Annotated in this window: 11 protein-coding genes; 6 read left to right on the top strand and 5 right to left on the bottom strand. The window is 40.0% G+C overall.

All coding sequences use genetic code 11. The annotated features are described in order from the left end of the window. Positions 1 to 17 precede the first annotated feature (17 nt). The 3 genes from R2800_12800 to R2800_12790 form a co-directional block, all read right to left on the bottom strand. Positions 18 to 3,353 (bottom strand): vitamin B12-dependent ribonucleotide reductase, encoded by a 3,336-nt coding sequence (locus R2800_12800; GenBank protein MEZ5017929.1) that lies wholly within the window; start codon positions 3,351 to 3,353, stop codon positions 18 to 20. 315 nt (positions 3,354 to 3,668) lie between these two features. Beyond that, complete coding sequence (locus R2800_12795; protein ID MEZ5017928.1) at positions 3,669 to 6,194, bottom strand: T9SS type A sorting domain-containing protein; 2,526 nt, start codon at positions 6,192 to 6,194, stop codon at positions 3,669 to 3,671. A 191-nt stretch (positions 6,195 to 6,385) separates the two neighbouring features. Beyond that, entirely contained in the window at positions 6,386 to 8,752 is a 2,367-nt protein-coding gene (locus R2800_12790; GenBank protein ID MEZ5017927.1) for a T9SS type A sorting domain-containing protein, read from the bottom strand. Positions 8,753 to 9,021: 269 nt separating this feature from the next. Between R2800_12790 and gcvH the strand changes: the two genes are divergently transcribed. The 5 genes from gcvH to R2800_12765 all read left to right on the top strand — a co-directional run bounded on the left by gcvH (position 9,022) and on the right by R2800_12765 (position 12,710). After that, entirely contained in the window at positions 9,022 to 9,399 is a 378-nt protein-coding gene (gene gcvH / locus R2800_12785; protein MEZ5017926.1) for a glycine cleavage system protein GcvH, read from the top strand. Positions 9,400 to 9,413: 14 nt separating this feature from the next. Beyond that, on the top strand, positions 9,414 to 9,800 hold the full coding sequence (locus R2800_12780; protein MEZ5017925.1) for a VanZ family protein: 387 nt from the start codon (positions 9,414 to 9,416) through the stop codon (positions 9,798 to 9,800). A gap of 68 nt (positions 9,801 to 9,868) precedes the next feature. Beyond that, complete coding sequence (locus R2800_12775; protein ID MEZ5017924.1) at positions 9,869 to 10,891, top strand: dehydrogenase; 1,023 nt, start codon at positions 9,869 to 9,871, stop codon at positions 10,889 to 10,891. A 5-nt stretch (positions 10,892 to 10,896) separates the two neighbouring features. Beyond that, positions 10,897 to 11,595 carry a nucleotidyltransferase family protein gene (locus R2800_12770; GenBank protein MEZ5017923.1) on the top strand — a complete coding sequence of 233 codons (699 nt, stop codon included), beginning with the start codon at positions 10,897 to 10,899 and terminating at the stop codon, positions 11,593 to 11,595. Beyond that, positions 11,592 to 12,710, top strand: coding sequence for a glycosyltransferase (locus tag R2800_12765; GenBank protein MEZ5017922.1), 1,119 nt, complete (start codon positions 11,592 to 11,594; stop codon positions 12,708 to 12,710). Before R2800_12770 ends, R2800_12765 begins: the two co-directional genes overlap by 4 nt. Here the strand turns inward: R2800_12765 and ruvB are convergent. Then, positions 12,707 to 13,732: a Holliday junction branch migration DNA helicase RuvB gene (gene ruvB / locus R2800_12760; GenBank protein MEZ5017921.1), complete on the bottom strand. Its 1,026-nt coding sequence runs from the start codon at positions 13,730 to 13,732 to the stop codon at positions 12,707 to 12,709. The genes R2800_12765 and ruvB overlap by 4 nt on opposite strands. A gap of 123 nt (positions 13,733 to 13,855) precedes the next feature. Between ruvB and R2800_12755 the strand changes: the two genes are divergently transcribed. Then, the gene (locus R2800_12755) at positions 13,856 to 15,010 is read left to right on the top strand and encodes a cystathionine gamma-synthase (protein ID MEZ5017920.1); all 1,155 of its coding nucleotides are present in this window, start codon (positions 13,856 to 13,858) and stop codon (positions 15,008 to 15,010) included. Between the two features lie 49 nt (positions 15,011 to 15,059). Here R2800_12755 and R2800_12750 read toward each other — a convergent pair whose 3' ends face one another. Then, entirely contained in the window at positions 15,060 to 15,800 is a 741-nt protein-coding gene (locus R2800_12750) for a GLPGLI family protein (GenBank protein MEZ5017919.1), read from the bottom strand. Position 15,801: the final 1 nt, after the last annotated feature.

Raw genomic sequence — 15,801 nt, 5'->3', positions numbered from 1 at the left:
TGGTTAGTAGTTCTTCTTTAGCTACATCCTGTAGTAGTACCGCAGTTAGGGCACATATAACAAGTACCGTTGCGTAGGGTAATGTTACCACAGTTTCTACAAGCCGGAGCATCAGCACTGGTACCCATCATTTTCTTGATATCCGCTTCATTTTTAGCCGATACTTTTACCGCTTTCGGAGCTACAGATCTTGTGTCAGGCTTATTAGCAGGCATGCTTTTAGGAGCCGTTACACGCACTTGTGATAACTCTTGAGGTGTTGTATCCTCCGGCGCGATACGGTCGGCATCTAAAACATGAACCAGATCGTTTCTGTCAAGATACTCATAGGCCAACATACGGAACATATAGTCTAACACCGAAGTAGCACGCTTAATATTCGGATGCTCTACCACGCCGGATGGATCGAAACGAGTGAAGATGAACTTGTCTACATACTCTTCTAAAGGAACACCATATTGTAAACCTACAGACACGGCAATAGCAAAGCTATTCAGCAAACTACGCATAGTAGCACCTTCTTTCGCCATATCTACAAATATCTCTCCTAGCGTACCATCATTATATTCACCCGTACGAACGAATACCGGTTGTCCACCTACTTTACCTTTATAAGTATATCCTCTACGCTTAGCCGGCAGTTGTTTACGCTCTACTATTCGGCTCAGTTCTCTTTTCAGTTGCGTATCAGGGCTTTCTTGTACACGCTTGTTCACTTCAAATAGTAGCTCTTCAATGGTCAACTTGCCCATATCTACTATTTGGCTGTCTTCTGCGCTTTCTACTTCTGCAGTAGCTTCTGCATCGTCTGTTTTCTTTTTCTTCTTATCACTCTTATTACTCAATGGTTGGCTCATCTTAGAACCATCACGGTAAAGCGCACAAGCTTTGATGCCTAACTCCCAGCTTAGTTGGTAGCAGTCTTTAATTTCATCAACTGTAGCCTCATGTGGTAGGTTAATTGTTTTAGAGATAGCACCACTGATGAATGGCTGTGTAGCACCCATCATACGGATGTGACCGTGTGCATGGATGTAACGCTCTCCTTTCTTACCACATTTGTTAGCACAGTCGAATACTGGTAAGTGCTCATCTTTAAGATGTGGTGCACCTTCTACTGTCATAGTACCACATACATAATCGTTAGCAGCATCTATTTCTTCATCTGTAAAGCCTAGCTCTTCCAATAAGCTAAAGTCAGGTGCAAAGTATTGCTCAGAAGTGAATCCTAAGCGCTTCATGCATTCTTCGCCAAGTGTATAAGCGTTGAATACGAAACCTATTTCAAAAGCGCTTTCTACTGCTTTATCCAGTTTCTTCAATTCTTCTCCCATCAATCCTTTCTCGCTTAGCGTTTCGTGGTTGATGTAAGGCGCACCTGCAAAGGTTGCATGACCTTTAGCATACTTCACAATAGCACTAGCCTGCTCAGGTGTGTAACCTAATTTCTTCAATGCTACCGGTATAGATTGGTTGATGATCTTGAAATAACCACCACCTGATAATTTTTTGAATTTCACTAATGCAAAGTCAGGCTCGATACCTGTAGTATCACAATCCATCACTAAACCAATAGTACCTGTAGGTGCTATTACTGTAGCTTGCGCGTTACGATAGCCATGCTTCTCACCCAATTGTACGGCCTCATCCCATGCCTTGGTAGCCGATTTCAACAAGTAGTCAGGGCAATATTTAGCATTGATACCCATTGGCTTGATCTCAAGACCTTCGTAAGCATCGGTAGCATCGTATGCCGCAGCTCTGTGGTTGCGCATTACACGTAGCATATGCTCACGGTTCTCTTTGAAGCGAGGGAAAGCACCAAGTGCTGCCGCCATTTCCGCAGAAGTACGATAAGCTACACCATTCAAGATAGCAGTGATAGCACCTGCTATAGCGCGCGCTTCATCACTATCGTAAGGGATACCGCTTACCATTAGCATTGAACCAAGGTTAGCATACCCTAAACCTAATGTACGGTACTCGTAGCTTAGCTTAGCTACTTCAGGAGAAGGGAACTGGGCCATCAGTACCGAAATCTCCAAGACTACGGTCCACAAACGTACACCGTACTCAAAGCCTTCCACATCAAAAGTACTAGTCTCTTCATCGAAGAAACGACGTAGGTTCAATGATGCTAAGTTACAAGCCGTATTATCTAAGAACATATACTCTGAACATGGGTTGGACGCTCTGATCGGTCCACCTTCAGGACAGGTATGCCATTCGTTAATTGTAGTATTGTATTGTGTACCTGGGTCAGCACAACGCCATGCTGCATAAGCTATTTTCTCCCACATAGCTTTAGCAGGAATAGTCTTCATTGTTTCACCGTTAGTACGGTTGGTCATGTGCCAGTCTTCATTGTTAGCTAAGCAACGGAAGAACTCATTTGGTATACGAACTGAGTTATTCGAGTTTTGGCCAGAAACAGTACGGTATGCTTCACCTTCATAGTCAGATGCATAACCTGCGGCAATTAGTGCACCTACTTTCTTTTCTTCTTCTACTTTCCAATCAATAAAGTCTACAACCTCAGGGTGATCTAGATCAAGGCAAACCATTTTAGCTGCACGACGAGTAGTACCACCACTCTTGATAGCACCAGCAGCACGGTCTCCTATTTTCAAGAAGCTCATTAAACCACTAGAAGTACCGCCACCACTTAATGTTTCACCGGCAGCACGGATGTTAGAATAGTTGGTACCTACTCCTGAACCATATTTGAAGATACTCGCCTCACGCACCCATAGGTCCATGATACCGCCTTCATTTACTAGATCATCATCTACACTAAGTATAAAACAAGCGTGTGGCTGAGGACGCTCATATGCATTTTTAGAACGCTCTACTTCTCCTGTAATTGGGTCTACATAGTAGTGTCCTTGTGCTTTACCATCAATACCGTAGCTGTTATACAACCCTGTGTTGAACCATTGTGGTGAGTTAGGTGCACAACTTTGGTTCAGTATAAAGTATACCAACTCATCGTAGAATACTTGTGCATCTTTCTTGCTGGCAAAGTAATTATACTTTGTACCCCAAACTCTCCAGCAATCTGCCAAACGGTGAGCTACTTGCTTCACTGTTGTTTCACGACCTGTAGAGCCATCTTTTTGAGGAACACCTGCCTTACGGAAGTATTTTTGTGCAAGAATATCTGTTGCTATCTGAGACCAATGCTTTGGCACCTCAACATCTGTCATCTCAAATACTTTCTCACCGTTGGGGTTACGAATTACTGAAGTACGATAATCGTACTCAAACATATCAAAAGGGTCTACGCCATCTTTAGTGAAGTGACGAGTGAAAGAGAGCCCTTTACCATTTGCTTTTGTCTTAGTAGCAGCCATATGGGTAAAATATTTTTATATAGTGTAAAGAAATTTTCTCGAAGCGAGTGTATACGAAAGTATCTAAAAACTATGGTTTGAGTAGAAAGAAGAAATCAACCGCTGTGGAAAAAGAAAGCTGAACATGTCGATAGTCACTTACTGATTGATTTACAACTAGTTTTAACTATTTGTTTTATTTCTTGGCAAAAAGAGATTTTGAAATCTCATCTTTTCTTTTATATTATATATCCTCTACTCTAAAAACATATTTATAAACACAAAAAAGGGTTAGCAAATTTGCTAACCCTTTTGATATATAAACTAGATTATAACTTAGTCTACTATTAATTTACGCATTAGCTTTTGACCATCAGCTTGTAGCTCTACAAAGTATACACCACTTGGTTTACCTTCTAAGCTTAATGCTTGGTTGAACGTACCACCATTATGTGTGTATGTTGCTTCAAACAACTGCTGACCTGTAACGTTTGTAATACGTAGTTTCACTTCTTCTACTTTGTTTGGTGTGTCAAACTGTACGTGGAATTTACCAGTAGTAGGGTTAGGATATAATCCGAAACCATCTAACTTACCATGTACATTACCAATTGTAGTAGGGAACCTTCTACGGAAGATAACGATCATATCTTCAGTTTCACCTGATGTATACGGACCGCAAGCTTCGTCAGAAGGAACGTTTGGACCTACTTCATTGTTCAATACAAAACGCATACCTGTTGGAACGTCTGTGATCACATTATAAGGTATCTTCATTTGGTCAACTAATGTATGACCACTTACACTTGTGAAGCCTGTAAAAATACGTTCTTCAGGAATATCGTATTCTTTGTTATTATTAAAGTCAACGAATACTGTGATCTTAGCATCTCCATGTTGTATCACAGGTAGTGTATGATAAACAGTGAACTTGTAAACACTATCTGTAAAGAATTCTTTCGGTTTATCATCTGTATAATCCGTACGAGGTCTGTTTGCAACTGGATTTAATAAGTGTGGTCCGCCAGTATTAGTATTGAAATCTCCGATAGTAATACCACCAATATCACTGGTATCAACACCTTTACCACCTATTGCTTTACTATAGCAATAACATTTGTAACCAGCTTTTGCATTTACAAAAGTAGGTGTTGAGTACGCTGTATCATCTGTAGGAGGACATACTGTACGTAAACGGTAGTATAAAGGCTGACCGGTAAAGAATCTTTGAATAGTATCTTTATCAGCATCATTTGGTGTAGTGAACCAGTTGATATTATCAGCAGAAACCTGCCAATGACGATAGAAACCAGAACGTGCTCTCTCGTATGTTGTATCTGTCATTACGTAATCGTAGTTCTTACAGATAGAAGTATCTGATGTAAGTACTGTACCTGCATTCATCTTACCATCACATGGACGGTAATCGATCCTAACGATGTAATCTTCCACTTCACCATCATCTACTACTGAATCACAAGGAACTTTTGCTTCTTTTTTACCAAGAATAATACGCATACCAGTCAAGCCGATCTTAGCATTGCTAGGTACTTTCATATTAGCGATCACTAATTCCTTAGGATTGTTTGTTCCTAAAATAGCTTCTGTAAAGATGCGCTCACCTGATGCTTTAGAAGTATCATACTCACCATCTCTATTGAAGTCGATAAATGCTGTAACTATACCTGACTCAAATGTAGAGCTTGAGTTAATTTCTTTTATTCTGAATTCATAAGAGCTATCTCTATAAATAGAGAACGGTTGTACTAAATAATTATATTCAGTATAAGTGTTGTTCGCTTTACTATTATTTAATCCAGGGTTTGGATCACCATTGTTCATTAGAGTATCACCAGACTGTGCACTAATTACTGTTACATTACCTATGTCTAAACCTTTTGCGCTTTTAGCATAGCTAACACAGTAACAGAAATAGAATGGAGAAATTCCTACATGCTTAGGTGGTGTAGTAAATGTAAGACCACTGTTGTCACATTTGATAACACAACGATACCATCTTTGTGCGCTGATAGCATCAGATAGAACCGCAGCATTAGCACTAGCACCAGTAAAGTTTGTCCAACCAGTACCTGCACTCATATCAGAATATTGCCACTGATAAGAAAGGTTAGATAAAATTGGACCAGCAAGCGTTAAACTAAATAATCTGTTAGGACATACTTGGTATGGACCGTCAATTGTGAAACCAGACGGAACACCTGTACAAGGTGCAGCCCAAGACATAATAACATTAGAACGTCTTGTAGTAGAATATGACGTTTGTGTACATTGGCTACCAGAGCAGTCTCTTTGTACATATATACCACTATTAAAAGAAGTAGTAGTATACTCTACAGAACAGTTACGGGTATAACCACCGCAACGACCTGTAACACCATGACAAGTTTGTATCACAATGTTATCAGTACCATTCCATACTAATGGCGTAGGGAAGGTGAACACGTTCATACCTGTAGTAGCCGTGTAGTTAGCAGGACCATAAATAGTAGTACTTGCAGCAGTAGACCATCCCGTTAGAGAACTAGCTGTTGTAGTACCAATAGATACAGTATAGCCAGGTACAGTACCTTGACCATTGGTATTTTTCACATCCCATTTGATGGCTGTAATAATACCAGGCCCCATACCTGCAGCTTGCATTTCTGAAGCTAGGTATAAGAATTGGTGCTTATCTCCATCATACCAGTCATGTATAGGGGAAGGTGTACCTGTTGATGAGTTTACAGCAGTACCATTACCAATTTTGAAATCGGTTTGTGCAGTTGCCGTCATAGACAGACTGAACAGAACCGTAATAATGGCAGCTAACTTGCTAAGTTTGAGTAAAGAACTTGGTTTCATTGTTCTATATAGTTTTATGCTTACCTAAATTATTTTAGTTGGCCCGAATTTAGTCGGGCAATAAATATATATCTATTATATGATAAAATCGACATGAATATACCGAAATTTTATGATTAGTGTAACATTCACAATTAAAAAGGGGTAAAAATTGCTTTTTACCCCTTTTTATATTAATTAATAGCTAATATCTACTCTACTATCAGCTTCTTAAGCAGCTTCTGTCCATCGGCCTGCATTTCTACAAAATACACTCCACTAGGCTTGCCTTCCAGGCTTAATGCTTGGTTGAATGTACCACCATTATGTGTGTATGTTGCTTCAAATACTTGCTGACCTGTAACGTTTGTAATACGTAGTTTTATTTCAGCAATTTTATTTGGCGTATCAAACTGTACATGGAATTTACCAGTAGTAGGGTTAGGGTATAATCCGAAGCCATCCAACTTACCAACTACATTGCCAATTGTTGTTGGGAATCTTCTACGGAAGATTACCATAACATCTTCTGTTTCTCCTGAAGCATAGCCTCCACAAGCCTCATCAGAAGGAACGTTTGGACCTACTTCGTTATTCAATATAAAACGCATACCTGTAGGCACATCTGTGATCACATTGTATGGTATTTGCATCTTATCAACTAATGTATGACCACCCACACTTGTAAAGCCTGTAAAAATACGCTCATCAGGGATATCGTATTGTTTGTTGTTATTAAAGTCTACAAATACGGTGATCTTAGCATCTCCATGTTGTATCACAGGTAATGTATGGTATACAGTAAATTTGTAAACACTATCAGTAAAGAATTCTAGTGGTTTGATATCTGTATAATCAGTTCTAGGCTTAGTTGCCTTCGGGTTTAATACATGCGGGCCTCCTGCATTTGTATTGAAGTCCCCAATTGTAATACCACCTATATCACTACTATCGGTTTGACTACCACCAGTTGCTTTACTAAAGCAATAGCACTTATAACCATCCTTAGCATTTATAAATTTAGCTGCTGAGTAGGTAGTGTCATCCGTAGGCGGACATACAGCACGCAAACGATAGTATAAAGGCTGACCGGTAAATATTCTTTGAATAGTGTCTTTATTAGCATCGTTTGGTGTAGTGAACCAATTGATATTATCAGCAGACACCTGCCAGTTTCTATCAAAGCCTGAACGCTCTTGCTCATACTCCATACCAGTTACTACATAATCATAAGCAGGACAAAGCGCCGTATCAGAAATGCTAACAGTACCTGTTGTTATAGGACCATCGCAAGGGCGATAGTCAATTCTTACAATATAATCTTCAACCTCTCCGTCTACTACTACAGAGTCACAAGCAGTTGCTGCTTCTTGTTTACCTAATATGATACGCATACCAGTTAAACCTATTTTTGCATCAGAAGGTACCACCATTTTAGCAACTACCAGTTCACGAGGATTGTTAGTGCCCAATATAGCTTCTGTAAAGATGCGCTCACCAGCTAGCTTAGAGGTATCATATACACCGTCTCTATTGAAGTCGATAAATGCTGTAACAATAGCCGACTCAAATGTAGGACCAGAGGTCATCTCTGTAATTCTAAACTCATAAGAACTATCTCTATACATAGAGAATGGCTGCACTTGATAACTGTATTCTGTATATGCTTTGCTAGCTGCGCTATTAGCTACACTAGGTAATGGATTACCATTATTCATCAATATATCGCCCGACTGTGAGCTGATCACCGTTACATTACCAATGTCAATACCCTTAGTTGTTTTTGCTTGCGATAAGCAATAGCAAAAATAGAAAGGAGAAACCCCCACACGATATACAGGTGTTTGGTAAGTTTGGTTAGAGCTAAGACAAGTTACCGTACAACGATACCATCTTGGAGCCGTTATTGAATCTATAATTTTGCCACCAATAGCAGTTGCCGTTCCCGGGAAGCTCTGCCAAGAAGCAGCATTGTTATCTGAATATTCCCAGTTAAAGCTTAAACCAGAAGTGATCTGCAAACCGTTTAAAGCAAGTACAAAAGGTCTGTTAGGACATACTTGCGATGGGGCATCTACAGAAGTAACAGGCGTACCGGTACAAGGTATAATACCAGAATACACTTCAATTTCTCTATGGTTTGGGTTACTGCTACCTCCTACACCTGTGAAACGCAGGCGTGTAGTGGTAACTGTAGGGAAAGTAACAGAGTCAATACAAGTGACATTGTTATTATAGTTCATGATGTTTTGAAACTGTGTACCATCCCAATACTGAATAGTACAAGTTCTCATAGGTCTATTATCCTTATAGAAAATAACTTTACCTACCAGCTGGGGTGTAGTCCATGTATATTCTATCCACCCATTGGTACTCACCCAACCCCATGGCTGGCTTCCACAGTTGCTGATCACACCATCATTATATTCATCCGGCCCGAAGTTGAAGGCTGTTTGACCACCTCCCGAATGTGAGGCAACCGCTGAAAGGGCTAAGTTTGTTTGCGTTTGCCCTATTGCTACTCCACTATAGGAGACAACAATAAGCGCAATAGCTAAAATGTGTAGAAGGCGCTTCATATAAAATAGTTTTAAAATATAGTATGTCGTTATTAACATGTAGACAATAATTTGCAATAAATGGTTGGATTAAATTGGTATTAATGCCCTATATCTATGCTAACGACTAAAAAGCAACAAACATGAGTAACAATACTGTCATATTACCCCATAGCAGGATGGGCTGCACACGAGTGTACATATTATATAAAATGCCGTATAATTAAATACTATCTAATGATTATAATCATTAGGTTTTTTACTCTATTTTTATGGCAAATAATAAGATTATGCAATTTCCAGACAATCTGAAATACACAAAAGACCACGAATGGGTAAAACTAGAAGGCGATGTAGCTACTGTTGGTATTACTGACTTTGCACAGAGTGAACTTGGTGATATCGTTTTTGTGGACGTAGATACTGAAGGACAAGAACTAGCTGAAAACGATGTTTTTGGTACAGTAGAAGCTGTAAAAACAGTTTCTGACCTTTTCTTACCAGTTGCAGGAACGGTAACTGAAGTAAACGCAGAGTTAGAAGGTAATCCTGAAAATGTAAATAAGGATCCTTATGGTGAAGGCTGGATGATAAAAATGAAAGTAAACAACGTTGCTGATCTGGACGGTCTAATGGACGCTGCAGCTTATCAGGACTTAGTAGGTTAATAGCATTAATACATATGTGGCAGTTATTTTCAGAAAACTCCCCATATAAGAAAAAAGCAAGGTTTGCAGCTATACTGTGGACCTTGCTTATTTTTATACTATGCTTTTTGCCCGGCAACGATATACCCGATATCAATATACCCTTAGCAGACAAATGGGCACATATGGTGCTATTCGGCGCCTTTTCTTTTCTGTGGCTCTGTGCCTCACCTACTAAGAGTATTACTTATGCCTTTATACTGCTTGTCATTACCATATTTGTTGGCTGGCTTGTAGAGTATATTCAAGGGCACTACATACCCGGGCGGGCGCAAGACAGTATGGACACACTTGCGGATAGCGTTGGCGGCCTTTTAGGCATTATACTATTTCACCTTCTTGCACGCATAGGTGCAAAATGATTAGCTTTTAATTAATCCGTAGAACTTACTTACTTTTAAGGCTAAGTCTTAATACAACCAACTAGTAGATGATCTATAGAAGTAAAGCGCCCTTGCGTTTAGGTTTAGCCGGAGGTGGTACCGATGTGAGCCCTTACTGTGATATGTTTGGTGGCAATATTCTTAACGCTACTATATCTCTTTATGCTCATGCCAGTATAGAACTAACTGATGATAACAACATAACTATCGTAGCTACAGACAGAGGAGAATCCGTAACCTATGATAAAACAAACAAGCTACCTATTGATGGCCAACTAGATCTTGCCAAAGGTGTTTATAACAATCTTGTAGCCACCTATGGCGAAATGAGTAGCGGCTTTAAGCTGACTACTTTTGTAGATGCACCTGCAGGCTCTGGCTTAGGTAGTTCTTCTACACTTATGGTAGCTATTCTTGGTGCTTTTACAGAGTGGTTGCAACTTCCGTTAGGCGAATATGACATTGCACATTTATCCTACAAGATAGAACGTGAAGAACTGGATATGGCTGGTGGCAAGCAAGACCAATATGCGGCTACTTTTGGTGGGGTCAACTTTATGGAGTTTTATGAAGGCAATCGTGTGATCGTTAATCCTTTAAGAATAAAGAGACGTTACCTTTTTGAGCTGGAAAATAATTTATTGTTGTATTTCACATCTACCAGTCGCCTGTCTTCTACTATCATAGAAGCACAGACCAAAAATGTGAAAGACAAAAATGAAAAATCCATCGAAGCGATGCACCAACTAAAGGAGCAAGCTAAGATGATGAAAGAAGCCTTGCTGAAAGGGGAGATCGATAAGATAGGTTCCATACTAGACTACGGTTTTAAGTTTAAAAAACAAATGGCGAGTGGCATCTCCAATCCTGCCATTGACAAGATATACGATACTGCTATTAAAGCAGGTGCAACAGGAGGAAAGATCAGCGGTGCAGGTGGTGGTGGTTTTATGATGTTTTATTGTCCTGCCAATACACGTTATGCAGTGAAAGAAGCCTTAGCTACTTTTGGCGGAGAGTTTAAGAATTATCAATTTACAGAACACGGGCTGTATAGCTGGAGTATATAATAAGTATGGAGTGTATTATACTTGCAGGTGGTTTAGGTACAAGGCTACAAAGTGTTATTGGGGCTTACCCTAAATGCATGGCAGAGGTCAACGGACAGCCATTCCTGTATTACTTACTACAATATCTTAAACAGCAAAATTGCACCAAAGTAATACTCTCTCTCGGATTCAAAAGTGAGGTAGTACTCGATTGGATCAAGGATAAAGAGCTTCCATTTAGTATAGATTATGTGATAGAAGAAGAACCTTTGGGCACAGGCGGAGGCATTAGCTATGCCCTAAGTAAAGCTACGGAGGAAAATGTTGTGGTGCTGAATGGTGATACCATGTTTCAAGTACCTCTACAAGATATGTTGAAGGTGCATATTGCTAACAACGCGGGAACATCACTTGCGTTGAAAAAGATGTATGACTTCGACAGATATGGTGTAGTAAATTTTGATGATAAGGGCTGTATCTCTTCTTTCGAAGAAAAGAAAAAGCAAACGGAAGGTTACATAAATGGAGGTGTTTACATCATCAACAAAAACTACATTGCTACAAAACAGTTACCTACTAAATATTCTTTTGAGAAAGATTATCTGGAAACGTTTGTTGTAGACAAAACCTTATTTTGCTATGCCAGCGATGCTTATTTTATTGACATAGGCATACCTGAAGACTACCAAAAAGCACAAGTAGATTTTAAAGCATTATTTAAATGAGAGTAGCCATCATTGGTCCGGCACACCCCTTGCGTGGAGGCTTGGCAACATATGACGAGAGACTTGCTTTGGAACTGATCAACCAAGGGCACGAGGCAGTGAACTACTCTTTCTCCTTACAGTATCCTTCTTTTCTTTTTCCTGGCACTACACAGTATACCGATGAGCCAGCTCCTGAAAAACTCACTATACATTCTATTATCAACTCTGTAAATCCTTTTAACTGGATAAGCGTTGGCAACAGGCTAAAGAAAGAAAGGTATGACCTTATTATTGTGCGCTACTGGTTGCCTTTTATGGGACCTTGCCTAGGCACTATACTTCGTAGAGTAAGAAAAAACAACCATACTAGGATATTATGCATCGCCGACAACATCAACCCTCACGAAAAAAGACCCGGCGATAAACAATTCACCAACTACTTTATCAAGCCCGTACAGTCATTCATTACTATGAGTGAGCAAGTATTGAAAGACTTGAACGAAATAGCCAGAGATAAACCTAAGCAGTTTCACCCACACCCCACTTACGACAACTTTGGTCACCCTGTTGCAAAAGAAGAAGCCTGCAAAAAAATAAACCTCAATGCCGACAAGAAATACATTCTTTTCTTCGGATTTATAAGAAAGTATAAAGGCTTGGATATTTTGCTTGAAGCCATGAATGATGAGCGTATCAAGACTGCAAGAATTGAACTGATAGTAGCAGGAGAATACTATAGCGATAAAGAACTATATACAGACATTATCGATAAGCATCAGCTGAGTAATGTACATATGCTTACGGAATTTATTCCCAATAGTGATGTACGTTATTATTTCAGTGCAGCAGACTTGGTAGTACAACCCTATCGTACAGCTACACAAAGTGGCATCACACAAATTGCCTACCATTTTGAGAAACCAATGGTGGTCACCAATGTAGGCGGACTACCCGAAATAGTACCAGATGGTAAAGTTGGTTTTGTTACAGCAATAGACCCTACCGCTATAGCAGATGCTATTCTAAAATTCTATACTGAAGGCATCCCTAACATGGAACAAAACCTGATAGAAGAAAAGAAAAAATACAGTTGGGAGATGTTTGTAAAAAAGCTTTTAGACACCGCTTTTTAAAACAAAGAATTATCTGCACCTCTAAATCCTGTACGTCCTAAATGTTTATAAGCTTTTTCTGTTGCTTCTCTACCTCTTGGTGTGCGTATCAAATAGCCTTCCTGTATTAAGAATGGCTCATAGACCTCTTCCAAAGTACCAGACTCTTCACCCACAGCCGCTGCAATATTATTGATACCTGCTGGCCCACCTTTAAACTTTTCGATCAGCGTAGAAAGTATCTTATTATCCATATCATCCAGTCCGTTCTCATCTACATTCAGGGCTTTCAAGCCATGATCCACAATACCAAGATCAATTACGCCATTGCCCAATACTTGTGCAAAATCGCGCATACGGCGCAACAAAGAATTAGAGATACGTGGTGTGCCTCTACTCCTACTAGCAATAGCCATTGCTGCATCGGAGGTTATCTTCACATTCAGCAAATTGGCAGAGCGCATCACAATACGTTGTAGTACCTCAGCATTATAATATTCTAAACGCGACTTGATACCAAAACGGCTTAATAATGGTGAGGTCAACAAACCGGAACGCGTGGTAGCGCCTACCAGCGTAAAAGGATTCAAATTGATCTCTATAGAACGGGCAGCAGGACCTGTGTCTATCATGATGTCTATCTTAAAATCCTCCATAGCCGCATATAGATACTCTTCTACTACAGTGCTTAGCCTATGTATCTCGTCTATAAAAAGTACATCCCTATCTTCAAGGCTAGTGAGTAGCCCTGCTAGGTCAGCGGGCTTTTCTATTACAGGGCCACTTGTTTCTTTTATGTTTACCCCTAGCTCATTGGCCACAATTCTTGATAGCGTTGTTTTGCCCAAACCCGGAGGGCCATGAAACAACATATGGTCCAACGCTTCGCCACGCAGGTTGGCCGCTTTTATAAAAATGCGGATGTTCTCTACAAGCTTAGGCTGCCCCGAAAAGTCATCTATAGACTGGGGGCGTATACTATTCTCATATTCACGATCCTGCGGACTTAAATTACCATCCTGCCTAACGTGCGAATTCTCCATACTCAAAGTTAGTTATTCTACTTGCCATTATGCACTTATACATACAATACAAATATATCACCTACTATCGGTTTGTAAATCTATTACAAATAATACCTTTGCACACGGCAAAAGATATTTAAAATGGATAACAAAAATTACAAAATAGCTACTAAGCTAATACATGCAGGTGTAGAACCAGACCCAACTACCGGGGCTATCATGACACCTATTTACCAAACATCTACCTACGTGCAGGCTGCACCTGGCGACCATAAAGGATATGAGTATTCTCGTACACAAAACCCTACTCGTCATGCTCTAGAGAAGGCACTTGCCGCCTGCGAGAATGGAAAACATGGCCTATGCTTTGGTAGTGGTATGGCTGCTGCCGATGCTGCCATCAAACTACTATCTCCCGGCGATGAGGTGATTGTAGCTAACGATCTATACGGTGGTTCTTATCGTATCATGACAAAGGTATTTGTCAACTACGGTATCAAGTTCCACTTCATTGATATGAACGACCCGGAAAACATTCGTGGGTATATCAATGACAATACTAAAATGATATGGGCGGAAACACCAACCAACCCAATGCTAAACATTGTGGATATAGCTGCCTGCTCTAAAATAGCTAAGGAGCACAACCTTATTCTACTTGTAGATAACACATTCGCGTCTCCATATTTACAAAACCCGATAGACCATGGTGCTGACATCGTTTTGCACTCTGCCACTAAATATTTGGGCGGTCACTCTGATGTGGTTTTAGGCGCATTGATCGTAAATGATGATAGCCTTCAAGAGCGTTTGGCATTTATACAAAACAGTTGTGGAGCTGTACCTGGCCCTCACGATAGCTGGTTGGTACTTCGTGGCATTAAAACACTACACATTCGCATGCAGCGCCATTGTGAAAATGGTAAAGCCATTGCAGAGTGGTTATTAACACAACCAAAGATCGACAAAGTATTATGGCATGGTTTTGAAAACCATCCTGGTCATGCAACAGCGAAAAAACAAATGCGCGACTTTGGTGGTATGATCTCTTTCACTTTGAAAGAAGATACTATTGAAGCAGCTACTGAAATATTGAAGAAGACAAAACTATTTACACTAGCGGAATCGCTTGGTGGTGTCGAGTCATTAATCGGTCACCCACCAACTATGACACATGCGGCTATTCCAAGAGAAGAGCGCATCAAAAATGGTCTTACCGATTCTTTAATTAGACTTAGTGTAGGTATTGAAGATATAGACGACTTGATAGAAGATCTGAAAAATGCTATCGGGTAATTAACCACATACATAAAAAAGCCAGCAAAAACTTGCTGGCTTTTTTGCTTTATAACATCGACCACCAAATGGCCTTATAAGCATAGTTGCCCCACCGTTCCAGACTTGTGCTTATCATAGTATACATTTCCTTCTGGGTTACTTCCTTGCCTTTTTTAGGCACTTTAAAAGCATCTTCTTCTGGTTGTACACTTACTTGTGTTGCTATCCAGGTAGTATGCAATCTTGGTATGGCTATCTCCAATATCATACCGGGTAAACCTCCAAACATTTCAGGGCCACCACTCACCATGATATCATCGGTATAGAATGCGATTACATATACAGAGTCACATATTCTACCCACTGCTTTTCTGCATTTATAATTGGCGATCATCCTGATCTCGTCCATCACTTTCCATTCTATTTTTCTGGCAGAGTCTTTCACCAAAAACTTCTCCTCATATATATGCTTACGTGCCGTCACTCGACTCGTCGTAAAATCTGTATACACTTCGTTCTCATTTGCAGGAGAGCGGGCAAACCACATATTAAACGGTTTCTCTGGCTCTCTTCCCGGCTTGTAGATGCTATGCTTGGTAGTAAAGTTCAAATCATAATAACGAACATTATGCGTTGGGATTTTATCCCTTATACGCTCAATCCATTCCTTATTGTCATCCTCCATATCCTCTATTACCCTTTTCAGGTTGGTCTTTCTTTCGTACTCTATTTTGCCCTGATAGGTATGCTGACCAAATGCAGCAATACTAATCAGCAATAGAACAAATATGTTTATAGTGTGTTTCATG

Origin of the sequence: Flavipsychrobacter sp. (assembly GCA_041392855.1) — a bacterium.
Classification (GTDB): Bacteria; Bacteroidota; Bacteroidia; order Chitinophagales; family Chitinophagaceae; genus UBA5543.
Note: the sequence above shows the minus strand (reverse complement) of the source record. Positions and strands in the feature narration are given on the sequence as shown.